We start from the raw sequence: 25323 nt of genomic DNA on the forward strand, positions 1-25323 counted from the left end.
TATCAACCAACAACTGACAACAGGTAACTGACTATACTATGAAACAAGCTTACCAGAAGCTATGGTTGCTGGCGCTGCTCCTGACGCTGTGGGCTCCGGCCGCGCAGGCGCAGTCCGGCCCCTACGGCAACGAGTGGATTGTGCCGGGCCAGCAGTACTACAAAATCAAAGTGGCCCGCGACGGCCTGTACCGGCTGAATTATCAGTATCTGCAGCAGGCTGGCATCAGCGGCGTGAGCCCGCAGCGGCTGCAGCTGTGGCGGCGGGGCAAGGAGGTGGCCATCCACGTGGGCGGCAACACCACCGCGCTGGACAACAGCACGTTCATCGAGTTCTTCGGTCAGCGCAACGACGCGGCCCTGGACCGGGGCATGCACTTGGCGGCAGCCGATCAGGCGCAGCCTTACTATAGTCTGTTCACGGATACGGCCTCGTACTTCCTTACCTGGTCGAACTCTGCGGCCGGCAAGCGCATGGTGCAAAGCAACCCGGCCGCTACCGGCACGCCCCACGTCAGCCGCGTGCGGAAGCCATTGCAGGTGTACTCCTTCCGCTACAATGTTGTTAATGATGAGGTAGGCTATAACACCTATCAGCCGTGGGCAGAGCGTGGGGAAGGTTTTTTTAGTAACGAATTCGGAGAAGCTGGCTACAGCATCACTTTCGATTCGGTGTGGGCAGTAACCAGCGGTGCGGCGCTCCAGGTTTCGGTTCAGGTAGTTGGTAAAACCACTGGCGGGCACGAGTCGCAGGTGAGCGTGGTAGGTGCTAATGGCACCGTACGGGTACTAGGCTCACTCGTCTATAACAATTTTAGCTTTGCCCGGGGTACCTATCAGCTACTCCCATCCGAACGGCTTAGTAATGGCCGGGTAACAGTTCGGGTTGAGCAAAAGCTCGGTAAGACACTAAATGCAACATACGGTGACGTCGCCCGGGTAGCATTTGCCCAACTGCATTACAAGCAAAGCGTAAGATGGACTCAACGGCAAACGCAACTTCTGTTTTCCAACGATTCTACGCTGGCCGGACCGGCCTACTATCAACTCGATTCTATTCCGTCCACCGTTCGGGGGTATGATGTAACGGACCCTTACACTGTACAGCGGGTAGAAGGTCAGGCGGGTACCAGTGGTACACAACGAGGCTTCACGTTCAGCAATGCCAATGGCCGCACTCGTAACCTGTTACTGGCTGATGCGGATCGGGCATTGGTGCCTGCTACTCCGAAGCGGGTATTCTTCCGCAGCATCTCACCGGCAGCCCATAACTTTCTTATCGTAACCAGCCGGGTGCTGATGAAGCCGGCCGGAACCGGTGCCACAGCCGTACCGAATGTCGTGCGCGCCTATGCCAATTACCGGGCCTCTGCACTGGGTGGCGGCTGGGATACGCTGGTTGTAACCTCGGAGCAGTTGTATGATCAGTTCCATTATGGCGAGCAGTCGGCACTAGCGGTACGCCAGTTTGCGCAATGGATGCTGGCCGGTAGTACCCGCCCTCAGACGTTGTTACTGTTAGGCAAGGGCCTGGGCGTAAGTGAGGCTACCGGATGTGGCTCCGTAACGGGCGGAGCGGCTTATCACCGGCAGTATCCGCTGCTGTACGGAGATTGTTCTGGTACTAACCCGGTGCGTAACCTAGTGCCGGCCAGTACTCGGGGTATTTCTGATATCTTTTTCACGGCTAACTGGCAGAGTGGCGACTACCGCCCCCGCATGATTACGGGGCGCATTGCTGCCCAAACGCCGCAGCAGGTGATTAATTACCTGAATAAGCTGAAAGAGCATGAGGCGTCAGGCTATGAGCCGTGGCGTAAGAACGTTGTACATATAGTGGGTAGTGATAAAAACAGACCGTGGGAAGATCCTTTGTTTACCGGCTATCTGAACACATATGCCCGTTACGTACAAAGCCCTCCGTTTGCCGGAAAAGTAGTCAAACTGTATCGTAGAGAGACATTTCCAGGAACGCTGCCCGCAGATGCCCCCTTAAACTTGGCACCCGATTTTAACGCGGGTGTTGGATTTATATCGTATTTCGGCCATGGAGGCCCTAATAATTTAGAATTCAATATTCCTGATATCAGGTTGGCTGCCACAGGCTTTGTAAACAAAGGGAAATATCCCGTCTGGTATGTAAGCGGCTGTTCATCTGGTAATTCCTTTACAGCAGCTGGCTCGTTTGGCGGCGAGAATTATCTGTTTGCGGAGGACAAGGGAATTATTGGATTTCTGGCTGATTCCGATTTAGGGTATGATCCGGATTTGCATGAGTTGCACACCGAGATGATGAAACTGCTCTTCGCTGATAACACGTGGTATGGTAAGCCCATAGCGGAGGTACAGCAGGAAGCAAATCGGCGACTCGGCGTTGGGCTATCAGTCAACGATAACTTGCAGGCCAGAAAGATTGCCAGCCTGATGAACACCATCTGGCAGGGCGACCCGGCCCTGAAGCTGTTCTCGCCCTTGCAGCCCGATTTCCAGACGGCCGATGCGCGCCTGCAGATTTCGCCTTCGGTAGTACCCGCCACGGCCAATGCCCGCTTCGAGCTGAAGCTGGGCGTGAGTAACCCCGGCCGCATTGCATCCGGGCCGCTGGCCATCCGCGTGACGCGTACGGTGGGCAGCGGGACGCCGGTAGTCGTCAACTTCACGGTGCCTCAGGCCCGGCAGGATACCACCTACACGCTGGCTCTCACCAACCCGGCCACAGGCAGCGTAGCCGGCCAGAATACCTTCCAGGTTGACCTCGACCCTGATAACCTCATTGCCGAGTCGGACGAAACCAACAACCGCGCAACCCTCAACTACACCTTCCTGACCGGTGGCGTGACCACGCTCAGCCCGCCAGAATTTGCCATTGTGGGTAACCGCGCCGTGCGGCTGGTGGCCCAGAGCAACGTGCCCACCATCACCGCCCGCGACTACGACCTGGAGCTGGATACGGTGCAAACCTTCACCAGTACCCTAGTGCAGCGCACGAAAATAAATGCCGTGATGGTGCCGGAGTGGCAGCCCACGCTGCCCACCCTGGCCGGGCAGGACAGCGTAGTGTGGTACTGGCGCGTACGGTTAGCCGTGCCGCAGGGCGACGAAAGCGCCAACTGGGCCACCAGCTCGTTCCGCGTCATCAATGGGCGCACGCAAGGCGGCTGGTCGCAGAGCCACCCGGGCCAGTTTCGCCGCGACGAGCGGGCGGGCGTGGAAGTAGCCGTGCCCGGTGGGCAATGGACGTTCAATGCCGCTACCCAGGAAGCAACCATCACTTCCACCCGCATTGGGCCGGCGCGGCAGTGGGAAACACTGTACCACACCATCCGCACCAGCCCCACCGGCGAGTACACGCTCCGGCTGCTGGGCACCGATACGCTGGGGCAGACCACCGTTCTTAACCCCGATGTGACCAACCGGGCCCTGCCGCTCAGCTCCGTTTCGGCCCAGCTATACCCGTACCTGCAGCTACAAGCAGTGCTGCGCGAAACCACCACAGGCGTAACGCCGCAACTGGAGCAGTGGCTCATAACCTACCAAGGCGTGCCGGAAGGCGTGGTGCGGCCCTCGGCTACCCCGCTTACGGCGGCAGCCCTCACCCAGCAAGCCCAGCGTACCGGTACGCTCACCATCCCGGTTACCTTCCAGAACGTGGCCGACTACGCCTTCACGGCCCCGCTGGTAGGCTACGTGGTGGTGCGTTCCAATAACGCCGGTGCCCCCCGGGAGCGGTATTATCCGCTGGCCGGGGCGGCCCTTACGGCTCACTCCCAGCGCGACTACTCCGTGACGCTGGACGTGCGCGGCTTGTTCGGGACGCTTTCAGGCCAGGTGGTGTTGAACCCCCGTCGTCAGCCCGAGCAGCACTACTTCAACAACGAGCTGACGCTACCGCCTTTTGAGGTAACCAACAACGATACTCCGCCAGTGCTGGATGTGGCCTTCGATGGCCGCCACCTGCTCAACGGCGAAATTGTGTCGCCCCAGCCGATTATCAGCATTCAGTTGCGCGACATTGACAAGCTACGGCCCATCAGCGACCGGTCGAACTTCATTGTGGTGCTGACGCCCAAGAGTACCGGCGTACCTATGACGGTGGATCTGAACTCTTCGGGCATCGTATTCGTGGCCGACTCGGCCCAGGGCACGGCCCGGTTGGAGTATCAGCCAGGTAAAATCAAAGGTCTGGAGGCCGGAGTGTATACGCTGGAGGTACAGGGCCGCGACGGCTCGGGCAACCTGGCCGGCACCGAGCCCTACCGCATCACGTTTGAGGTCATCACTGAATCGACCATCACCAATGTCTTCCCGTACCCGAACCCGGTGACCAGCAAGACGAAGTTTGTGTTCACGCTCACCGGCTCTACGCTGCCGCGCAACATGAAAATTCAGATTGTAAGCCTCACGGGCCGGGTAGTAAAGGAAATCATGATGGCCGACCTGGGGCCGCTGCGCATTGGCAACAACATCACGGAGTACGCCTGGGACGGCACCGACGACTACGGCGACCGGCTGGCTAACGGCACGTACCTCTACCGCGTGGTACTCGATGACCCCAGCGGCGAGTTCAAGCAGCGCGCCACCGGCGGCGACCGGGCCTTCAAAAAGGACTGGGGCAAGCTGGTGTTGCTACGGTAAAAGGGGATAAAGTGAAATAGTAAGTGTCATTGCGAGGAGGCACGACGACGCAATCCGTCCTTTTCGATGCATCTGATTTCGACCTACGCAAAAGCCCCTGACGTCAAAACGAACGTCAGGGGCTTTCTGCTTTTCAGGGCTCGGAGAATTGGGAAGGAGGGATTAGCTGCGCTGTCCTTCGGGTGCTTCGCGCTGCTCGCAATGACATCTTACTCAACACTCACCTTCTACCGCCGCCGGAGCGTGACGAAGCTGAAGGCGTAGGCGTGTTTTTCGTCGGGTTCGTGGCGCTGGCGGGTTTCTTCGCGCCACTCGCTGGCCGTGAGGTCGGGGAAAGTCACGTCGCCCTCGAAAGGGTGGTGTACTTCCGTGAGGTACACTACATCGGCGGCGGGCAGGGCCTGGCGGTAGATTTCGCCCCCGCCGATGACGAACATCTGCTCATCGGTGGTGCGGGCCAGCTCCAGCGCCTGGGGCACTGAGGCAGCCGTTTCGCACCCCGCAGCCTGCCAGTCGGCCTGACGGGTAACCACGATGTTGCGGCGATTGGGCAGCGGCCGGCCGATGCTCTCGTAGGTTTTGCGGCCCATAACAATCGGGTGGCCCTGGGTAAGCTGTTTGAAGTGCTTCAGATCCAGGGGTAGATGCCAGAGCAGGCGGTTTTCGCCCCCGATAACGCCGTTATCGGCCACGGCTACAACGAGTGCGGTCATGTGGTGAAGTGGTAAAATGGTGAGTGTCCGTTCAGGAACGAGCCAGTATTGCAGTCATGCTGAGCAGCACGTAGGGTGTGGTTATGCGAGAACGGCCATCATAACAACGACTTGTGCAAACGTAACAGGGCCTTCGCGCTGCTCAGGATGACAATTAACCAAGCACCTTCACATCGAAGCCGCGCAGGAAGTCGGCTACGGGCATGCGCTTTTTGCCTTCCAGCTGCACGTCGAGCAGGTCGAGCAGGCCGTTGGCGGTTTGTACGCGCAGGTAGGTGCGGCCGTCGGTGAGCCAGCGGCCCGCGCCGCCCTGGTCGGGGCCGCTGGCTTCCTCGTCGTCGAAGGGCTGGGCCTTGAATACTTTGAGCGTGCGGCCGTCGGGGAGTTGGGTGAAGGCCGTCGGGATGGGGGAGAGGCCCCGCACCCGGTTGGCCAGCGCCGGCGCCGATTCCGTAAAATCGAGGCGGCCGGTTTCCTTGCTGAGCTTGGGCGCGGGCCGCAGTTCCGGCAGGTTCTGCTGCGGAATGCTGGGAGCCGCCCCGGCCGCAATGGCCTGCACCGAGCGCAACGCCAGTGCCGCCCCGGCCGCTTGCAGCTTTTCGTATAGAGACCCGAAATCATCTTCCGGGGCAATATCCACCGCATCCTGGTAAATCAGGTTGCCGGTGTCGATTTCGTGCTGCAGGAAGAAGCTGGTCACGCCGGTTTGGGTGTCGCCGTGGATGAGGGCCCAGTTGATGGGCGCCGCACCCCGGTACTGCGGCAGCAACGAGGCGTGGATGTTGATGGAGCCCAGCGGCGGCATGTTCCACACGGCCTCGGGCAGCATCCGGAAGGCCACCACCACCTGCAAATCGGCCGCGTAGCCTTTCAACTCAGCCTGAAACTCCGGCGACTTGAGGTTGGTAGGTTGCAGTACCGGCAGGCCGTGGGCCTCGGCGGCCTGCTTCACGGCCGAGCCTTGCAGCTGTCGGCCCCGGCCCGCGGGCTTGTCGGGGGCGGTCAGGACGGCCACCACCCGGCACCCATCCCAGCCCAGCAGGGCTTCCAGCGTTGGCACCGCAAACTCCGGGGTGCCCATGAAGATGATGTTCAGCATATCGTTTTTGAGTTGTTAGCCCGCCGAGGGCGCGGTGTTTTCGCGGAGGACGCAGATTCCTTCCGGAACGACTCTGCGTCCTCTGCGGAAAACACCGCGCCCTCGGCGGGCTAAAGTCGTAAGGCCTATTGAAAATCCGGGTACAACAAATACTGCTTCCGCATGGCTTTGTACGCCGTCAGACCCGGCTCCCAGCCGGCCCGAATTTCTGCTTCCGACTTGCCGGCTATGATTTGCTGGCGCACGGTGGCGTTGCCCATCAGCCGGTCGAAGCCCCGGTCGGAGAGGAAGAATTTCTCCTTGTTGGTGCTTTGTTGGTAATAGTCCAGCAGGTATTTCAGGGTAAACCCGATGTCGCCGACCGAGCGCAAATCTTGGCCGTAGCAGCGCTTGCCGTTCTGGGGCGGGGAGGTAGAGCCGGGGTTGGGGCTGGGCGTGAAGCTGAACGGGCGGGTGCTGGGCTGAGTGGGCGCGCCAATCACCTCGAAAGGCGTGGCCGTGCCCCGGCCCACGCTTACGTCGGTGCCCTCAAACAAACATAGGGCCGGGTACAACGCCACCGAGTGGGCCGTGGGCAGGTTGGGGGAAGGCCGCTCGGGCAAATCATAGCGGGTGCTGTGGGTGTAGCCGGCCACCGGAATAACCGTGAGCTGGCATTGCTTGCCGCCGGCCAGCCACTTCTCGCCGTTAATCATGCGGGCCAGCTCGCCCACCGTGAGGCCGTGCACCACCGGAATGGGGTGCATGCCCACGAAGGTTTTGAAGGCCGGTTCCAGCACCGGCCCGTCCACGTACCAGCCGTTGGGGTTGGGCCGGTCCAAGATGATAACCTGCTTGCCCTGCTCGGCGGCGGCCTCCATCACGTAGTGCATCGTGCTGATGAAGGTATAGAAGCGCGCCCCCACGTCCTGAATGTCGAATACCAGCACGTCAACATCTCGCAGCATTTCAGGCGTCGGTTTTTTGGTAGCGCCGTATAAGCTCAGCGCGGGCAGACCGCTGCGGGCGTCTTTGCCATCCTTGATGGTGGCCCCGTCAGCCGCTTCGCCCCGAAACCCGTGTTCCGGACCGAAAATCACCTTAACTCCTACGCCTTTGGATAGCAGCGTATCCACCAGAAACGAGCGGCCCACGCGGGCCGTCTGGTTTACCACCACGCCCACGCGCTTGCCTTTCAGCAGCGGCAGGTACTTGTCAAATTGTTCGGCTCCGGTGCGTAGCGGAGTGGCAGCGGGCAGCAGCACCTGCGGGGGCGAGGCCACCGTCTGGCGGAGCGTGGTATCGGGCGCGGCGGCCGTGGTTTGCTGCGGTGGGCGGGTGCAGTCAGAGAGCAGGACTGAGAGGCTCAGCAGGCCCGAAGAAAGGAATGAAGACATAGGCGGGCGGGGGAACTGGAAAACTACCGGGATTCATCTAGCTTTACGCCAGTGAACGTCTCGCAGTACATATCTAACAAGATTGACGGAGCCGATGCAGGTTCGTTTACCTCGTCGGTGACAAAGATAGCCATCATCAGCATTGCCATGGGTTTGGCGGTGATGGTGGTGTCGTTTGCCATTCTGGAGGGTTTCCGCAACGAAATTCAGAATAAGATCTTCTCCTTCGGCTCGCACCTGCAGATCAGCAAGTACGATACCAACAACTCTCTGGAGGTAGAGCCTATTGCCGGCCCCCGGCTGGTGCAGGACCTGCGGCGCAATCCACAGGTAGCTTCCATGCAGCCCTTCGCCCGCAAAACGGCCATCATAAAAACCAAGGAAGAGGTGCTGGGCGTGGTGCTGAAAGGCATCGACGAGAAGGCCGGTCAGTCGCCAATGCGCAAGAACCTCGTGGCCGGCAAGTTCATCAGCTTCTCCGATACGGCCGCCAGCAACGACATCATGCTCTCGCGCAAGGTGGCCGACAAGCTGCGCCTCAAGCCCGGCGACAAAGCGCTGTTCTACTTCATCCAGACGCCGCCTCGGGTGCGCCAGTTCACCGTCAGCGGCATCTACCAGACTGGCCTCGACGAGTTCGACGAAGCCTACGTCATCGGCGACATCGGCCAGATCCGCCAGCTCAACGCCTGGCCCGATTCGCTGGTAGGCGGCATGGAGGTCACGCTCAAGGACTTCAACCGCCTCGACCCCGTCGCCGATAACCTGTACGAGAACCTACGCTACGACCTCAAGCTGGATAAAATTACGGACCAGTACGCCCAGCTATTCGACTGGCTGCAACTGCTGAACCGCAACGTGGTGATTTTCCTCATCCTGATCATCTTCGTGGCCACGTTTAACATGGTGGCCACCATCTTCATCATGATTCTGGAGCGCACCAACATGATTGGGGTGCTCAAGGCCATTGGGGCCACCGATAATCAGATCCGGAGCATGTTCTTCTTCCGGGGCCTTAGCCTTACGCTGCGGGGCATGCTCTACGGCAACCTCATCGGATTGGGTTTCTGCGCCATCCAGTACTTCTTCCATCCCATCCCCCTCGACCCCGAGAACTACTACATGGACCGGGTGCCGATTCACTGGGACCCCACCATCATTCTGGTGCTCAACGCCGCTACGTTCCTGACTTCCCTGCTGGCCGTACTGGTTCCAACCTATCTGATTTCGCGGATCAAGCCCGTGGTGGCTATTAAGTTCGATTAACTCAGGCGGCTTTAGCCCGCAGAAGGCGGAGTGTTTAGCGCAGAGGGCGCAGAATCGTTCAACGACTCTGCGCCCTCTGCGCTAAACACTCCGCCTTCTGCGGGCTAAAACTTTACAGCCACCGGCTCTGCAACACCAGATTTGGGTCAGGGCACAAAGCGGCCCACTGGGTGCGCTCCTCTACTAGGCCTACGCCGGGGAAGTCGCCGGAGCGGCCCTGTAGATCGGCTATAACCTGGAAGTGCAGGTGGGGCGGCCAGTCGCCGTTTTCAGGGGCGGGGCCTACTTCCGTGAACGTGTCGCCTTTTTCAATGGTCATGCCGGGGCGCAGCAGCAGAGTTTCGCGGCGGCTGAGGTGGCCATAGAGGGTGTAGAACGTGGTGTTTTCCAGCTGGTGCTGCAGGATAACGGTGGGGCCGTAGTCGCCGAAGTTGTCGTTGTCCTGCACGCTGTGGACTACGGCGGCCAGCGGGGCCAGCACCGGTGTGCCGGCGCGCAGCCACACATCCACGCCTAGGTGCAAAGAGCGGGCGGGCACGGCCGGGTCGCCGAAAAGGCCGGGGCTGCGGCGGTAGATTACCCGGTTTTCCAAGTAGCCGCCCACCCCAATGTGCGCGTTCTGGGCGGCCAGCAAGCGGGAAACCAGTTCCTCGAAGGCAGGGGTGTCGCGCAGGTCGGCATCCTGCAGCAAGGGGTTGGCGGCAGTGAAATCGAGGCGGGCCACGTCGGGGGCGTTGAGGTCAACGGGCAGCACGGGGGCAAATTCGTGCTGGTGGCGTTCGAGCAGGTCGGAAAGCATAAGCGGGTGGTCAGTGGAATGAAATTCGCGCAAACAAGGTCCCGGCAAGGCCAAAACCGAAAACAGAGCGGGCGGCCTGTCGCTTACAGCACTGCGCCGGCCGGCCCAGCCCAAAAATCTATACGCGGGGCAAGCTACTGCCTACGCCACATTATCCCGTATTTTTGTGGCCTGATTTGCTTTCTGCCATTCCTCCCGGATATTTTCCCGCCTTATGAGTAGCCCCTACCTGACGCTGAACGTAGTTGAGCTGACCCAGGAAACCCCTGATGCCGTTACCATTCACTTCGAGCGGCCCGACCGCCAGCCGGTGGCCAGCCAGCCCGGCCAGTTCCTAACCCTGATTCTGCCCTGCGGCCCCGGGGGTAAAAAGGAGCGCCGCGCCTACTCGCTCAGCAGCACGCCCTCCGAGGCTCCGCGCCTAGCCGTTACGGTCAAGCGCGTAACGGGCGGCCTTGTCAGCAATTACCTGCTTGATACCGTGCGGGTGGGCCAGCAGCTGGAAGTGATGGCTCCGCTGGGCAACTTCACCCTCACGCCCCAGCCAGGCGCGTCCCGCTCGTTGGTGCTGGTAGGGGCCGGCTCGGGTATTACTCCGCTCATGAGCATGCTGAAAGCCGTGCTGCGCGACGAGCCCCAGAGCCACGTATTGCTGGTGTACGGCAACCGCCACGAGGATTCGGTGATTTTTGCCGGGCAGCTGCGCCAGCTGGAGCAGCAGTACGCCGGCCGCTTCCAGGTAGAGCACGTGTTCAGCCAGCCCGTGCGGCCTTCGGCGGAGCACAAGCACACCGGCCGCCTCAACCGCACCACGCTGCTGCGTATTCTGGAGCAGCGCCACCATTTTCCGGCCCCGCAGGCCGAGTATTTCCTTTGTGGCCCCGATGGCATGATGGTGGAGGCGCAGGCCGCTTTGGAGCTGCTGGGCGTACCGGCCAACCGTATCCGCCGCGAGAGTTTCGTCGCCGCCGCCGACTCGGCCGAAGCTGCTGCCGGCCAGCCTAACGGCCACGGCGATGTGTCGGCCGCCGATGACGAGGGCCAGTCCGTGACCCGCAACGTGACCATCCAGTACGAGGGTGCGGAGTACCAGATTGCCGTGTCGCCCAGCCAGACCATTCTGGAGGCCGCGCTGGATCAGGACATCGACCTGCCCTACAGCTGCCAGGCCGGCTTGTGCACCGCCTGCCGCGGCAAGTGTCTGTCGGGCAAAGTCCACCTCGATGAGAGTGAGGGCCTGTCGGATTCCGAAATGAAGCAGGGCTACGTGCTCACCTGTGTGGGCCACCCGCTCACCAGCGACGTGGTAATCGAAATTGGCTAGGCAAGGCTGCCCAATAACCTGTCAGGTTGATTTTTTTAGCTGTAAAAGGCCCTCGAACTGTTCAGTTTCGAGGGCCTTTTTGCTTTTTGCATTCGCAAGTTCACTTGCGGGGCTGTCAGAAAGAGCCGGCGTAACGGCTGGCACGGTTCTGGCCGCCTTCCAGAAAAGCCGAAGGATAACTTGGCCTTGCCAGCCAACTTCTCCGGCTTGATTACGATACTATTCTTTTGGGTCATTCGCTGGCCTTTCTCCTCTTTGCTTTGCTCATGACCAACTCAGCTCCCGCTGCCGATCTGGCGACTGATACCCAGCGCCCACCCCGGCATTTTTTGCCCGAATCCTTCACCGTAACTAACTGGGCAGCCATTGAGCCCTATTTCCAGGAGCTGCGGGACCGGGCTATTCCCTCGGCGGCGGAGCTGGAACGCTGGCTGCTCAACCGCTCGGAGCTGGAATCGGTATTGAGCGAGGACCTGGCCTGGCGCTACATTCGCATGACCTGTGATACCCAGGACCAGAGCCGCAGCGAGGCCTTCCAGTACTTTGTGAGCGAAATCGAGCCCAACGTGGCCCCCTACGACCACGCGCTCAATGAGAAAATGATGGCCTCGGAGTTTCTGCTAGGTCTTGATCCGGCCCGCTACCGCATCTTCATCCGCTCGGTAAAGCAGGCCCTGGATATCTACCGCCCCGAAAACATTCCGCTCAAAACCAACATCAGCACCCAGCAGCAGCAGTACGCCGCCCTAGCCGGGGCCATGACGGTGACGCTGGACGGGGAGGAAATTACGCTGCCTCGCGCCGCCGACCGCCTCAAGAACCCCGACCGCGCCGTGCGCGAGCAGGCTTGGCAAGCCATTCAGGCGCGCCGCCTGCAGGATGCCAAGCCGCTGGATGAGCTGTTTACCAGCCTCATTGGCCTGCGCCATCAGGTGGCCGTAAATGCCGGCTTCGCCAACTTCCGCGACTATATGTTCGCGGCCCTGGGCCGCTTCGACTACACGCCCCAGGATACATTTGACTTCCACCAGGCCATTCGCGAAACCGTGGTGCCGCTCATCGACGACCTCGACCTGGAGCGTCGCCAGGATCTGGCCCTGGCCGAGCTACGGCCCTGGGATTTGGACGTGGACCCTTCCGGTCAGCCGCCGCTGCGGCCCTTCGAAACGGGGGAGGAGCTGCTGGAGAAAACCGTTACGGTATTCGACCGCCTCGACCCGTTCCTGGGCCAGTGCCTGCGCACCATGCGCCAAATGGGCAACCTCGACCTGGAAAGCCGCAAGGGCAAAGCGCCCGGCGGCTACAACTACCCGCTCGATGAAACCGGCGTGCCGTTCATTTTTATGAATGCCACCAGCTCCCTGCGCGACGTGGTAACGATGCTGCACGAGGGCGGCCACGCCGTGCACAGCTTCCTCACGCGCCGCCTGCCGCTCAGTGCCGACAAGCACCCACCTTCCGAGGTAGCTGAGCTGGCGTCGATGAGCATGGAGCTCATCAGTATGGACCACTGGGACGTATTCTTTACGGATGCCGACGCGCTGCGCCGGGCCAAGAAAACCCACCTCGAAAGCGTGCTGGAAACCTTTCCCTGGGTAGCCACCATCGACAAATTTCAGCACTGGGTGTACGAGAATCCGCAGCACACGGAGCAGGAGCGCCACCAGCGCTGGACCCAGCTCTTCGATGAGTTTAACCAGCGCACGGTCAGCTGGCAGGGGCTGGAACACGTGAAGCCCTACCTCTGGCAGAAACAGCTGCACCTCTACGAAGTGCCGTTTTACTACATCGAATACGCCATGGCTCAGCTGGGGGCAATTGCCGTGTGGCGCAACTTCCGCCAGAACCCCCAGGCGGCCCTGGCCGGCTACCAGCGTGCTTTGGCTCTGGGCTACACCGCGCCCATCGGCGAAATCTACGCTGCGGCCGGTATCCGCTTCGACTTCAGTACTTCTTATCTGCGTACTCTCGCTGACTTTGTGCGCGACGAAATGGCGAAGTTATAGCAGGCTTGTCTCTTCACCATAAGGCAGGGCTGGCCAGATGTTGCGGTTAGCCTTGCCTCATGGGGGGAGGGCTCGTTTCACAGATTGTCGTAGCTACAAGTAGTGGTAATCTGTGAAATGAGAAAAATATGTAAGAAATAAGATTCTGAAAGTCAGTGTTATAAATTATATAAGAGCTGGTTTTAGTGAAAATGTCAGCCGTGCTGTTGCACAGTAAAAAGAAGACCTATACTTTTGCACTCCCTTCCGAAAAGCAATTGGCTTAACGAAAGCGGAAATGATTCTGTAGCTCAGCTGGTAGAGCAATACACTTTTAATGTATGGGTCCTGGGTTCGAATCCCAGCGGGATCACCAAAAGCCTTGTCGCACGCGATAAGGCTTTTTTGTTTTTGGGGCTACCGGGCAGCCGGCTACATGACAGTAAACATATTATTTTAGAGGTAAGCAATTGACAATCAATGCTTCATTATAAATTCATGTAACTAAAGCGGACGCTTGGGAGTCTAGTAGGGAAACGTTTTATCCTGAGCGACATGGCAACTCCCCAAAATCCGCAGCGACTTACTGATCAAATTGCCCTGGTAACGGGTGGCAGCTCCGGCATCGGGGCGGGCGTGGCGCTGGCTTTGGCTGCGGAAGGCGCGACTGTTTTTGTGAATTACTCGCATAGTGCCGACGGCGCGGCGGCAGTAGTGAAGGAAATTGAGCAGGCAGGCGGCAAAGCCTTTGCTGTGCATGCCGATGTTAGCAAGGAGGAGCAGGTGCTGGCCATGTTCGACGAAATACGGAAGCAGTGCGGCACGTTGCACATTCTGGTGAATAACTCCGGAATTCAGGACGATGCCCCGTTCCTGGAGATGACGCTGGAACAGTGGGAAAATGTAATGGGAGTGAACCTGACAGGGCAGTTTCTGTGCGCCCGGGAAGCGGCCCGCGAGTTTGTGCGCCGGGGTCCGCAGCCGGAAATTTCGCGGGCCACGGGCAAGATTATCTGCATGAGCTCAGTGCACGAGGTGATTCCGTGGGCGGGCCACGTCAATTACGCCGTGAGCAAAGGCGGCATTATGCAGCTGATGAAAAGTATGGCCCAGGAACTGGCCCCGCGCCGTATCCGCGTGAACAGCATCGGGCCGGGTGCCATTGCCACGCCCATTAACCTGGAAGCCCGCGACACGCCGGAGGAAGAGAAAAGCCTGCTCACCCTTATTCCCTACGGCCGCATCGGGGAGCCCGCCGATATTGGCAAAGTGGCCGTATGGCTGGCTTCCGACGAATCGGACTACGTGACGGGAACCACCCTATTTGCTGATGGCGGCATGACCCTGTACCCGGGCTTCGCCGATAACGGCTGAGGTAGCAGATGTTGGCTGCCTGTTGTCAGTTTTTAGTTGTTAGCAGAAAATGGACAACTGATAACCAGCACCTACCAACTCACAACACCCAACTGGTAACTGAGCAAGGATGACGGAGGAACAACAACGGCAGCAGGAAGCCCGGGACGGACAGGCCGCATGGCACCGGTTCGGACCATATGTGTCGGAGCGGCAGTGGGGCACGGTGCGGGAGGACTACTCCGCCGACGAACAGCCCTGGACGTACACCACCCACGACATGGCCCGCAGCTATGCGTATCGGTGGGGGGAAGATGCCATTGGGGGTGTCTGCGACGAGAAGCAGTTTCTGTGTCTGGCTCCTGCCTTCTGGAACGGGCAGGATGCCATTCTCAAGGAGCGGCTATTCGGATTGAGCGGGCCGGAGGGCAACCACGGCGAGGACGTAAAGGAGCACTATTACTACCTCGATAACACCCCCACGCATAGCTACATGCGGATGCTGTACAAGTATCCGCAGCACGCCTTTCCGTACGACTGGCTGGTACAGGAAAATGCCCGCCGGGGCCGTCAGAAACCCGAGTTTGAGCTGGCGGATACCTGCGTTTTCAAGGAGGACCGATATTTCGATATCTTCCTGGAGTACGCCAAAGCCGGGCCTGAAGACCTGTTGCTGCAGATTACGGTGTATAACCGAGGGGCGCAGGAAGCGCCGCTACACGTGTTGCCGCAGCTCTGGTTTCGTAATACCTGGGCATGGGGCTATGCTGCCTATCGGCCCCAGCTGGATAGTACGGAAGCTGGAGCCATAAACGTGGACCACAGCAGCCTGCCGCCGCTGGCACTCTACTACGACCAGCCCGATAAGCAGCCGGCCAATTTGCTGTTCTGTGACAACGAGACCAATGCTCAGCGGCTGCACGGGGCACCCAACGCGGCAGAATTCAGCAAAGATGGTATTAACGACTACCTGCTGCACGGACACCAGGAAGCGGTGAATCCGGCGCATCAGGGCACCAAAGTGGCGGTGCATTACCAACTGAGCATACCAGCCGGCGAAAGCCGCACCGTGCGGGTGCGGTTAGCTGCTCCGGGCCTGCAGGACCCATTTGCGGAGTTTGCCGCAATTCTTGGTCAGCGTAAAGCGGAAGCCGATTCCTATTACCTGGCCCTGCAAACCGGCATCGATAACCCTGATGCCCGCAATGTGCAGCGGCAGGCGCTGGCCGGTATGCTCTGGAGCAAGCAGTTTTACTACTACGATGTGGCGGAGTGGCTGAAAGGTGACCCCGCTTTTCCCGAGCCGCCCGCCAACCGTCGGCAGGGCCGCAACCACACCTGGCCTCACCTCAACAACGCCGACATCATCTCAATGCCGGACAAGTGGGAGTACCCGTGGTACGCGGCCTGGGACCTGGCGTTTCACTGCATTCCGCTGGCTATGGTGGATGTCGATTTCGCCAAAAACCAGCTGCGGCTGCTGTGTCAGGATTGGTATATGCATCCCAACGGCCAGTTGCCGGCTTATGAGTGGAAGCTGGAAGATGTGAACCCGCCGGTGCATGCCTGGGCTACCTGGAGGGTATATAAAATGGACCAGAAACAGCGAGGGCAGCGCGACACGCCTTTTCTGGAAAGCATGTTCCACCGGTTGTTGCTCAACTTCACGTGGTGGGTAAACCGCAAAGACCGCCACAACCACAACGTATTTGAGGGTGGCTTTCTGGGACTGGATAACATCGGCGTATTCGATAGGAGCGCCCCGTTGCCTACTGGTGGCTACATGGAGCAAGCCGATGGTACTGCCTGGATGGCCATGTTCGCCCTCAATATGATGCGCATTGCCCTGGAGCTGGCCCGCACCAACCCCGTGTACCAGGATCTGGCCAGCAAGTTCTTCGAGCATTTCCTGTACATCGCCCATGCTATGGGCAATATGGGGGAGCAGCAGATTGATATGTGGGATGATGAAGACGGATTCTACTACGATGTGCTGAATACGCCCGAAAACGGCCGGTTTCCGTTGCGTCTGCGCTCTATGGTGGGTCTGATTCCGTTGTTTGCCGTGGAAGTGCTGGATACGGATGCCTTGCAGGAAATGCCGCGTTTCGTGAGTCGGCTCAACTGGTTTCTGGACCACCGCCCTGAGTTGGCGGCCCTGGTAAGCCGTTGGCAGGAGCCGGGTAAGGGCCAGCGGCATTTGCTGTCGTTGCTGCGTGGCCACCGCATGAAGCTGTTGCTGCGCCGCATGCTGGATGAGGCTGAATTTCTCTCGGAGCACGGCGTGCGGGCTTTGTCGCGCTACCATCTGGAGCACCCGTTTGTGTTTCAGCGGGAAGGGGGACTGAATGCCGTGGTAAGCTATGAGCCGGCCGAGTCGAGTACTTCCTTATTTGGCGGCAACAGCAACTGGCGCGGCCCCGTCTGGATGCCGATGAACTTCCTGCTCATTGAGTCACTGCAACGGTTCTACCACTATTACGGCCCCGAATTTAAGGTGGAATACCCGACCGGCACGGGCCGCTACTGTACGCTGCAGGAAATTGCCCTGGCCCTCACAGAGCGGCTCACCAGCCTGTTTCTGCGCAACGCGGAGGGGCAGCGGCCCTGCTTCGGCCAGGATAAGCAACAGCAGAACGACCCTCATTTCCGGGATTATCTGCTGTTTCACGAGTACTTCCACGGGGATACCGGGGCGGGCCTCGGGGCCAGTCACCAGACCGGCTGGACGGGCCTCATTGCCAAGCTGCTGCATCCCCGCCCTCTGGAAGAGTAAACGGGTTTTGGTTTTTGGTTGGTGGTTTTCAGTTTTTGGTTGTCAGCCGAATTGATCGACTAAAAATCACCAACCAAAAAACCGAAAACCAGCCACCAAAACCCAAACCCACATGACCTGGCTTGATCTTACGACCACCATCTCCGACGGCATGGCCTACTGGCCTGATAATGCGCCGGTTCACATCAAAAAGACGCTGAGTATTGTCGCCGGCGACGCCGCCAACGTGACGGAAATGAGCCTGAGCGTCCATACGGCTACCCACGTAGATGCGCCGCTGCACTTCCTGGCCGATGGCGACGACATTACCCGCCTCGACCTGCAGACGCTGATAGGGCCGGTGCTGGTTGTGGAAATTCAACATGAGCAGTTCATTACCAAAGCCGAAATCGAACACCTGAAGCTGGGGGCCGGCAGCCGCATCCTGTTCAAAACCCGCAACTCTCGCCGTGAGTGGGCTACTCAGCCCTTCGACCCCGATTTTGTGCGGGTGCGGGCCGATGCCGCCACCTGGCTGCGCGACCAGGGCGTGGTGTGCGTGGGTGTCGATTACCTCTCCGTGGGCCCTGCCGATACCCACCATATCCTGTTGGAGGCGGGTGTAAGTGTCATCGAAGGCCTGGCCCTGCAACAGCTGGAACCGGGTGAATACGACATGATTTGCCTGCCGCTGAAAATTGCGGGGGCTGATGGGGCCCCCGCCCGCGTCATTGTCCGAAAACTGCCGGCCTAGGGCTGTATTTGTCTTCTCGCTCCTTCCTGCCCAATCCCACCCGCTCAATTTTACATCGTACAATTTCCCCTCAACAACATGAGCAAAACGCAAATTGGAGTTATTGGCCTGGGCAAAATGGGCGCCGGTCTGGCCCGTCAGGCGGCTGAAAAAGGGTATCCAGTAGTAGGTCTTGATATTCATCCGCGCCCGGATCTGGAAACAGAGAACCTGCACGTAGTGGGCAGTATCGAAGAGCTGGTGAAGCAGCTGCAGCGGCCGCGTAAGGTGTTTCTTTACATTCCAGCTGGGGCCGCCGTGGATGGGCTTATTGCGCAGCTACAGCCGCATCTGGAAGAAGGCGACATCATCGTGGATGGCGGCAACTCGTACTGGGGCGACTCCATTCGGCGGGCGGCGCGCCTGCGGGAACAGGGCCTGTATTTTATTGACTGCGGCACCAGCGGGGGCCCTGGCGGTGCGCGTACCGGGGCCTGCTACATGGTGGGAGGTGAGGATGAGGCTGTCAGTCAGCTGAAGGAGTTCTTTGTGGAAACCTCCGTGCCCGATGGCTTTCTGCACACCGGTCCCGCCGGTACCGGCCACTACGTGAAGCTGGTGCACAACGGCATCGAGTTTGGTATGCTGCAGGCCATTGGCGAGGGGATGGGCCTGCTCACGCATTTCCGCGAAAAGCTGGACATCAGTGCCATTCTGGGCCTCTGGAACAATGGCTCAGTGGTGCGCAGCTGGCTGGTGGAGCTCATGAAGAAAATGTACGACGAGGAAGGCGGCTTCAACGTGCCCAGCTATATTGAGGATACCGGCGAAGTGAACTGGCTGGTAGCCGATGCCTTGCACATGGAAGTGCCCATTCCGGTCATCACGCAGTCAGTCATGCAGTTGTTCACCTCCCGCGACAAAGAACCTACCTGGGCCAAATCCATTGCCATGATGCGCCACGGTTTCGGCGGCCACCCTTACGGCGAGGACAAAGGCCTGCAGCGCGAACGGCAGTACGGCCGCGTGGGCGAGTACGAAATGCCGCCGGAAACCGGTGAACGGGCCAACCAGGAGCCTGGCAGCCCCCAGTAGAGAGCAGCAGAAGACGATGCCACGAAGCGCCGGCTTCGCGTACCAGCCAAGCGAATAACCACAGCCGTACCCATAGGAGAGGGGGCGGAGGAATTCGCCGGGCAGGTATGCGGAGCCGGAGCAGCGCATTGCCCGCTGCCCGGGGTTTCAAAAAAAAACCGTATACTCCCTTACGAAAACGACTTGCCCTTTCTTTCCGGAGCCTTTTTCAGGGCTCCGTTGTTCTTTTTACGTGACTGAAGCAACTACTACCCCTGCCCGCCCCGACCTGCTGCGCATCCCCTACGATGATTACCGCGCCCTGCCGGCCATTGCCAACTCCGACCTGTCGCGCCTGCGTGATGCCCTGAATGGCCGCCCCCCCCGGCCCCACACCAGTATCGGCGGTGCCCTCGGGCTCGGTACGGCCTTCCATACGGCACTGCTGGAGCCTGATCTGTACCAGCCCGGAGAGCCAGGTATTAATGATACGCTGGTGTGGTGGATGGTGGAAGGCGTGAAGCTAAACCCCGAAGTGAATGCGCTGCTGGAAAATGGTATCCCAGAGCCCAGCTGCATTTTCACCGAACCCGTAACCAACACGCTCTGCAAGCTCCGCGCCGATTTGGTAGTAGACCAGCCCGGCCAGCCCTATACCGTAGTGGACTTCAAAACCACCATGGCCCGCGACCATAACCACTTTGTGGAGCAGTGTTCCGGCTACGATTACGACCGGCAGGCCGCCTTCTACGCCGATGCCCTGCAGGCTGACCGGTTTCTGCTGGTGGGCGTGCAGAAGGTGGAGCCGTTCAAGGTGTTTGTGTACGAAGTGCCGCCGCTGCTGCGCAACGAAGGCCGTGCCAAATACCTGCGGCTGCTCCATCTGCTGCAACCCGAGGCACCGGTGCCGCTTTCGGTAGTTCAGGCCGTGCGCGAGGTGCGGGCTGCCCTGACGGGGGAAGAGTAAACGTATTTGTCCGAATAGTCGTACAGAAGGCGTAGCGCAATAAAACCACGCAATTAATACTCCGATAATTAATTGCTTTGAGAAAATAAACATGGCTAATTTTGGTCGTTTGAATTTCATCTGCTATACTTGCAGTACATCTGACGAAAAACTGACTTCGACCATGCGTCATTTCCGCAATAATCTCCAGAATAATAAATCGAATAATAATCTTATTCGGGACTGGAAGGCTATTGCTCCTTTGGAGAAACGGTAAATCATTAACTGATTTCCTTTTAAAGCCTTCCGCAATCGGAAGGCTTTTTTTGTGCCTACGGTATCGGTTCGGCTTTCAAGGCCACCGGGTAACTACCCTGCTTCTTAGGCATAGATAATTTTCCGGTTTTCAAAAAACTCCCATAAGGGAGCAGGAAAACTGTGTGCCTTTTTGAAAATAAAACCTTTCTGAAAAACCATAAAAAATAAATTCATGACCGCGCAGGAATTATTGAAAACCGAAGTAGCCATTGGCTTTGTAAAGGACGTTTTTGCCCGCGAATTAAGCGCGCAGTTGCAGCTCAGTAAAGTGTCGTCGCCAATTGCGGTACTGGATGGCACGGGTATCAACGACGACCTGAACGGCGTTGAGCGGCCCGTTGGCTTCCCCATCAAAGCACTGGATGAGCGTCGGGCAGTGGTAGTGCATTCCCTGGCCAAATGGAAACGGGTGCGCCTGCAGGAGTTGGGTATTGAGGCAGGTAAAGGTCTGCTGACCGATATGCGCGCGTTGCGTCCGGATGAGGACTATTCACCCATTCACTCCATTTACGTGGATCAGTGGGATTGGGAAAAGCACATCACCCCCGAACAGCGTACGCCGGAGTTTCTGAAGGATACCGTGGAGCGGATTTATGAGGCACTGAAAACGACAGAAGCCCGCGTAACGGCTGAATACCCTGAAATTACGCCCGTGCTGCCCGGTAAAATCACCTTCCTGCACGCCGAGGACCTGCTCAGGCAATATCCCGCGCTTACGCCCAAAGAGCGGGAGCACGAGGCCGTGAAGCAGTACGGTGCCGTATTCCTGATGGGCATTGGGGGTGAGCTAAGCCACGGGGAGCCTCACGACGGCCGCGCCCCTGATTACGACGACTGGAGCACCGAAACGGAAAGTGGCTACCGAGGCCTCAACGGCGACATTCTGCTGTGGCACCCGGTGCTGCAAACCTCGTTTGAGGTGTCATCAATGGGGATTCGGGTGGATAAGCACGCTTTGGTGCGCCAACTGGCCCTGCGCGGCTGCGAAGACCGGCAGGAACTGTCGTTCCACGCGCGGCTGCTGAAGGATGAGTTGCCCCAGAGCATTGGCGGCGGTATCGGGCAGAGCCGGGTGTGCATGTTCCTGTTGCGCAAAGGCCACATCGGTGAAGTGCAGGTAAGTATCTGGTCGGACGCGGTGCGTGCCGAGCTGGCTGAGGCTGGCGTAGGGCTGCTGTAGGCGCGGCCGGAAATTGCTGCCTCCGGCAGCAGGGCGGGGAAGCAGGTTTGGCGGCCGTAGCTTCTCCGCCCTTTTTTGTGGCTGGTTTGTATTTCGGAAGGATGATTAACGAGAAACAGACGAAGAAAACGAAGGATTGGTAGAGTAAAACCCGTTGCTGAAGCAGCTGGGCCGGATTCGGCACTGCGCTTGCAAGTGGTCTGGCAAGCGCTTGAATCTTTAAAAAAGCTCGCTCCTGATCTGGAAACGGCTGTTTCTCTTTCACTCTCCATCTTTCCCAAGTCATGAAAACCTCCCTGCTTTCCCTCGCCGCTGCCTTCGTTCTCCTGTCGTCTACCGCCTCGCTGGCAGCTCCCGTGGCCGACCACCGCGACGATGACCGCAACCGCAAAGAATACAACAAGTATGATGACCGCAACAGCCGGGACTTCAACTACGGCTTCGACAAAAAGCACCGCGTGACGTCTAGCGAAAAAGCCCGTTGGGAAGCACAGCACCGCTATGACCGCCGCGACGATGACCGCCGCTACGACAACGACCGTCGGGACAAGGATTTCAACTACGGCTACGGCAAAAGTCACCGCGTGACATCTGCCGAGAAAGCCCGCTGGGAAGCCCAGCACCGCAACGACCGGGACCGTCATTAATTGACTTAGTACGAATAGAAAAGCCAACGGGCACCGCTGCTATAGCGGTGCCCGTTGGCTTTTCTATTCGTAATTATTCACACGCTACTACGGTAGCAGCAACTGCCGGGCCGCAGCTTCGCCGGTCGCCAGGGCCGCCTCCACGGTGCCCAGGTATGGGCCATCGTACACGCCCTCACCGGCTACAAACAACGTGTCGGCGACGGGCGCGGCCAGGATGGCGCGGGCCTCGGGGGCGCCGACCGTGGCGTAGGCATAGGCCCCCAATGCCAGCGGATCGGCGGCCCAGTTGATGATGTGGTGGGCACGTAGGTGCTGCCGCAGGAAAGCGGGCGTGGTGTGCAGCAGGTAGGCCAATGAGCTGAGGGCTTCCGTGAGCAGCTCCTCGGGAGAGCTGTGACGACGCTGCGCGGCAGCCGGGCCAGCCACCCAGCCCGTAAGTAAAGGCTGCTGGGCCGGGTGCTGGCTCCACCAGGTGGGCACAGCGGCGTCGGAAAACAGAAAGCCCAGCTCAGGCAAGGGCTGGCCGATTTCGGCAGTGGTCTGTTCCCAAAAGGGCTCCGTAAATTCAAGCAGAAACTTGATAACCGCGCCGAAACCCAATGCCCGGGCGGCGGCGCGGTGTTCCGGTAGGTCGGGACGCAGCGGAAGGTAGCCGGGCTGGTCCATTTCAGCCTGCCACACCCCCAGCGGCACCGTAAGCAGCAGACGCGGGGCCGCAAACACCCGGCCGTCCTGGCACCGGACTTCGGCGCGGCCTGGTTGCCAGGTGACTAGACGGGCATGAGTACCAAGCAGCAACTGACCGCCAGCGGCTTCCAGCTCCCACACCAAGCCGTTGATGAGGCCTGCGTAGCCACCCAAGGGCCGGGGCGAATCTTCGGCTCCGTTGCCGCTCCACTCGTCGCGGAGGGCGAAGCAGCTGGCCCGGTGGGCATCGGCAGCATCATAGCCTTCGGCAAAGCGGATGACCTGCTCGCGCAGCGTCTGGTGGTCGTCGCCGGGGAAATACTGCGCCAGAAACTCCGCGAGTGGCATGTCGTGCGGCAGGCGGTGCAGCGTTGACAGGAGCAGGGGCATGTCATCCAGAAACGACTCGGCGGTACGGGCCTGCCCGTCGGTCACCTCATAGGTAGTACCGGTGGTATCAATCCAAGGGATGCCGTATTCCTGGAGTAGCTGTCGGGTCAGCGGCACGTCGCCGTGTAGAAACTCGGCTCCGGCCTCCGTGGGGGCACTAAAGCCCGCGTCGGCAGCCAGCGTCTGGATGCGTCCGCCGGGACGGGAGCGGGCTTCCAGCACCGTTACGCGCTGGCCGGCCTGGGCCAGGTTGCGGGCCGCCAGCAAACCGGCGGCTCCGGCTCCGAGAATAAGTATGTCAACAACCATAAGGGGCAAAGCTACGGGCCTGCGCGGTACTGAAAGGGCCGCCAGGGTGAGATAAAATGTAGTAACAGGATTCGGGGAAATACAGCCCGACTGGCAACGGCTCGACGGCGGGTTTCGTTGGAGAAAACGCCTTGCAGGGCACCTGATTCATCTATTCCCTCTTGCATATTTACCATGACAACCAAAGCAAACGACTCTTCCGACGGCATCTACGCCGACTTCAAAAAAGACGTGAACATGACGGCCGCCGAACTGGAAAAATGGCTGAAAACCGAGGAGTCGAAGTCCGTGGGGCAGGACAGTGGCGACGGCACCAGTATTGGCCACCACTCGGGCGAGAAAATCGTCCGGATTCTGCACAAAAAGAAAGCCGACCTCACCGCCGACGACGAAGCTCACCTGCACAAAGTACACCGCTACATCAGCCGCCACATGGCCCAGGGCCCGCACGACAAGAACGACGTGGAAACCTCGCGCTGGCGCTATTCATTGATGAATTGGGGCCACGACCCGCTAAAGAAGTAGTGCCGTTGAGCTGCAAGTTCCAGTACGCTGCAAACCGCAAGCCCCAAGCTGGTAACAGGACATCAGCTTGTGGCTTACGGCTTGCGGCTTACAGCTTGCGCCAGGGTTTTGATGCGGCACACGAAAGATCCGGCCGTGAAATATAGCGTGCTGCCGTCGTCGCCCCAGGCACAGTTGGAAACCACCTCGCCTACCTCAATGGTGCCCAAGTGCTGGCCCTGGGGCGAAATAACCACCACGCCGCCGTGACCCGCGGCCCACACGTTGCCGGCGCGGTCAACTTTCAGGCCGTCGGGTACTTCCTTGGGGCGGCGGGGCAGCGGCTGCATGTCGAAAAACACCCGGCCGGCTCCCATCTTGCCATTGCTCTGCACAGAATAAGCCATCAGCACAGGCCGCAGGGAATCAGCCTGCGAAGCAAAAAGCGTGCGGCCATCGGCCGTCAGGACCACGCCGTTGGTCAAGAGCAGATCGAAGATTTCGCGGGTGACTTTGCCATTGGCACTGCAGCGGTACACATAGCTGCCGGGCTGCTCGCGCACGGTGTTTCGCGCCTGATCGGGCAGGCCGTAAGGCGGATCGGTGAAGTAGATGGAGCCGTTGGGGTGAGTTGCCGCATTCCGTTGCAAGGCCGCGTAGCAACGGGCTTCGGTCTGCCGTCAAACCCACGCTGTTCGCTATAAAACCAATCCGTGTACTGTTGCTACTTTCTGCCTGCTTATGCTCTCTTCCGCTGCTTCCGCCCAGTTGCTTCAGCCGCTCACCACGCTGGAGCCGGTTGCTGAGTTTGGCCGTTGCCGGCCCATTGGAGTAGCCGTATTGAAACAGAGCCGCATCTTGGTGACCTTCCCCAAGAAGCCGAAGGACTATGATTACGAGCTGGCGGCACGGGTAGAGGAAATAGGGGAGGTGGGCATCTAGCACGGCATGCTGGCCGATGCAGCCGGCAACGTGTACCTCACCGACTCGCCCCACCACGCCGTGCGCCGCCTGACGCCGGCCGGCCGCCTGGAAACCGTGGTGCGCGACGCGCGTCTGCTCTGGCCCGATTCGTTTGGCCTCGGCCCCGACGGCTACCTCTACCTCACCGCCGCCCAGATTGAGCGCACGCCCAAGTGGAACAACGGCCAGGACCGGGTGGAATACCCGTTCCGCCTGTTCCGGATGAAGCTCCCGTAACCGCTCCCGATTTTTGGGTAATCTTTGC

20 protein-coding genes and 1 tRNA gene are annotated in these 25323 nt (G+C 59.5%); 15 read left to right on the forward strand and 6 right to left on the reverse strand.

Annotation, left to right across the window (positions count from 1 at the left end; genetic code table 11):
- The first annotated feature begins 38 nt into the window (after nucleotides 1-38).
- Entirely contained in the window at nucleotides 39-4634 is a 4596-nt protein-coding gene (gene porU2, locus EI293_RS10065) for a putative type IX secretion system sortase PorU2 (RefSeq protein WP_125437206.1), read from the forward strand.
- Nucleotides 4635-4861: 227 nt separating this feature from the next.
- Here the strand turns inward: porU2 and EI293_RS10070 are convergent, their stop codons facing one another.
- The 3 genes from EI293_RS10070 to EI293_RS10080 all read right to left on the reverse strand — a co-directional run bounded on the left by EI293_RS10070 (nucleotide 4862) and on the right by EI293_RS10080 (nucleotide 7822).
- The gene (locus tag EI293_RS10070) at nucleotides 4862-5347 is read right to left on the reverse strand and encodes a dihydrofolate reductase (RefSeq protein WP_125437208.1); all 486 of its coding nucleotides are present in this window, start codon (nucleotides 5345-5347) and stop codon (nucleotides 4862-4864) included.
- A 154-nt stretch (nucleotides 5348-5501) separates the two neighbouring features.
- Nucleotides 5502-6446 (reverse strand): methionyl-tRNA formyltransferase, encoded by a 945-nt coding sequence (gene fmt, locus EI293_RS10075; RefSeq protein ID WP_125437210.1) that lies wholly within the window; start codon nucleotides 6444-6446, stop codon nucleotides 5502-5504.
- Nucleotides 6447-6571: 125 nt separating this feature from the next.
- Entirely contained in the window at nucleotides 6572-7822 is a 1251-nt protein-coding gene (locus EI293_RS10080; protein WP_125437212.1) for an exo-beta-N-acetylmuramidase NamZ family protein, read from the reverse strand.
- Between the two features lie 117 nt (nucleotides 7823-7939).
- Here EI293_RS10080 and EI293_RS10085 point away from each other — a divergent pair, with 117 nt between their 5' ends.
- Complete coding sequence (locus EI293_RS10085) at nucleotides 7940-9088, forward strand: ABC transporter permease (protein ID WP_246010604.1); 1149 nt, start codon at nucleotides 7940-7942, stop codon at nucleotides 9086-9088.
- Between the two features lie 112 nt (nucleotides 9089-9200).
- On the opposite strand, the gene EI293_RS10090 is transcribed toward EI293_RS10085, so the two are convergent.
- Nucleotides 9201-9920 (reverse strand): peptidoglycan DD-metalloendopeptidase family protein, encoded by a 720-nt coding sequence (locus tag EI293_RS10090; protein ID WP_317127210.1) that lies wholly within the window; start codon nucleotides 9918-9920, stop codon nucleotides 9201-9203.
- 181 nt (nucleotides 9921-10101) lie between these two features.
- Here EI293_RS10090 and EI293_RS10095 point away from each other — a divergent pair, with 181 nt between their 5' ends.
- From EI293_RS10095 to EI293_RS10140, 10 genes are all read left to right on the forward strand, one after another.
- Nucleotides 10102-11211: a ferredoxin--NADP reductase gene (locus EI293_RS10095; protein WP_125437217.1), complete on the forward strand. Its 1110-nt coding sequence runs from the start codon at nucleotides 10102-10104 to the stop codon at nucleotides 11209-11211.
- A 266-nt stretch (nucleotides 11212-11477) separates the two neighbouring features.
- Complete coding sequence (locus EI293_RS10100; protein ID WP_125437219.1) at nucleotides 11478-13217, forward strand: M3 family oligoendopeptidase; 1740 nt, start codon at nucleotides 11478-11480, stop codon at nucleotides 13215-13217.
- A 279-nt stretch (nucleotides 13218-13496) separates the two neighbouring features.
- Nucleotides 13497-13572: transfer RNA gene (locus EI293_RS10105), tRNA-Lys, on the forward strand.
- A gap of 179 nt (nucleotides 13573-13751) precedes the next feature.
- On the forward strand, nucleotides 13752-14570 hold the full coding sequence (locus EI293_RS10110; RefSeq protein WP_125437221.1) for an SDR family oxidoreductase: 819 nt from the start codon (nucleotides 13752-13754) through the stop codon (nucleotides 14568-14570).
- 109 nt (nucleotides 14571-14679) lie between these two features.
- Complete coding sequence (locus EI293_RS10115) at nucleotides 14680-17325, forward strand: MGH1-like glycoside hydrolase domain-containing protein (RefSeq protein WP_125437223.1); 2646 nt, start codon at nucleotides 14680-14682, stop codon at nucleotides 17323-17325.
- A gap of 112 nt (nucleotides 17326-17437) precedes the next feature.
- Nucleotides 17438-18058, forward strand: coding sequence for a cyclase family protein (locus EI293_RS10120; protein ID WP_125437225.1), 621 nt, complete (start codon nucleotides 17438-17440; stop codon nucleotides 18056-18058).
- A 54-nt stretch (nucleotides 18059-18112) separates the two neighbouring features.
- Complete coding sequence (locus tag EI293_RS10125) at nucleotides 18113-19132, forward strand: NADP(+)-dependent, decarboxylating phosphogluconate dehydrogenase (RefSeq protein WP_262706518.1); 1020 nt, start codon at nucleotides 18113-18115, stop codon at nucleotides 19130-19132.
- Between the two features lie 232 nt (nucleotides 19133-19364).
- The gene (locus EI293_RS10130) at nucleotides 19365-20078 is read left to right on the forward strand and encodes a PD-(D/E)XK nuclease-like domain-containing protein (RefSeq protein WP_125437229.1); all 714 of its coding nucleotides are present in this window, start codon (nucleotides 19365-19367) and stop codon (nucleotides 20076-20078) included.
- 469 nt (nucleotides 20079-20547) lie between these two features.
- Nucleotides 20548-21555, forward strand: a complete 1008-nt coding sequence (asnA, locus tag EI293_RS10135) for an aspartate--ammonia ligase (protein ID WP_125437231.1) — start codon at nucleotides 20548-20550, stop codon at nucleotides 21553-21555.
- 284 nt (nucleotides 21556-21839) lie between these two features.
- Nucleotides 21840-22202 carry a hypothetical protein gene (locus EI293_RS10140; protein WP_125437233.1) on the forward strand — a complete coding sequence of 121 codons (363 nt, stop codon included), beginning with the start codon at nucleotides 21840-21842 and terminating at the stop codon, nucleotides 22200-22202.
- An 87-nt stretch (nucleotides 22203-22289) separates the two neighbouring features.
- On the opposite strand, the gene EI293_RS10145 is transcribed toward EI293_RS10140, so the two are convergent.
- Nucleotides 22290-23591 carry a flavin monoamine oxidase family protein gene (locus EI293_RS10145; protein WP_125437235.1) on the reverse strand — a complete coding sequence of 434 codons (1302 nt, stop codon included), beginning with the start codon at nucleotides 23589-23591 and terminating at the stop codon, nucleotides 22290-22292.
- A 174-nt stretch (nucleotides 23592-23765) separates the two neighbouring features.
- Between EI293_RS10145 and EI293_RS10150 the strand changes: the two genes are divergently transcribed.
- The gene (locus EI293_RS10150) at nucleotides 23766-24116 is read left to right on the forward strand and encodes a DUF3140 domain-containing protein (RefSeq protein WP_125437237.1); all 351 of its coding nucleotides are present in this window, start codon (nucleotides 23766-23768) and stop codon (nucleotides 24114-24116) included.
- Nucleotides 24117-24190: 74 nt separating this feature from the next.
- Here EI293_RS10150 and EI293_RS10155 read toward each other — a convergent pair whose 3' ends face one another.
- The gene (locus EI293_RS10155; protein WP_125437239.1) at nucleotides 24191-24745 is read right to left on the reverse strand and encodes an SMP-30/gluconolactonase/LRE family protein; all 555 of its coding nucleotides are present in this window, start codon (nucleotides 24743-24745) and stop codon (nucleotides 24191-24193) included.
- Nucleotides 24746-24836: 91 nt separating this feature from the next.
- On the opposite strand from EI293_RS10155, the gene EI293_RS10160 reads away from it, so the two are divergent.
- Together EI293_RS10160 and EI293_RS10165 are read left to right on the forward strand one after the other, a co-directional pair.
- Nucleotides 24837-25037, forward strand: coding sequence for a hypothetical protein (locus EI293_RS10160; RefSeq protein WP_125437241.1), 201 nt, complete (start codon nucleotides 24837-24839; stop codon nucleotides 25035-25037).
- A 6-nt stretch (nucleotides 25038-25043) separates the two neighbouring features.
- Nucleotides 25044-25295, forward strand: coding sequence for a hypothetical protein (locus EI293_RS10165; RefSeq protein ID WP_125437243.1), 252 nt, complete (start codon nucleotides 25044-25046; stop codon nucleotides 25293-25295).
- Nucleotides 25296-25323: the final 28 nt, after the last annotated feature.

It is taken from the genome of Hymenobacter perfusus (assembly GCF_003944765.1).
Taxonomy (GTDB): Bacteria; Bacteroidota; Bacteroidia; order Cytophagales; family Hymenobacteraceae; genus Hymenobacter; species Hymenobacter perfusus.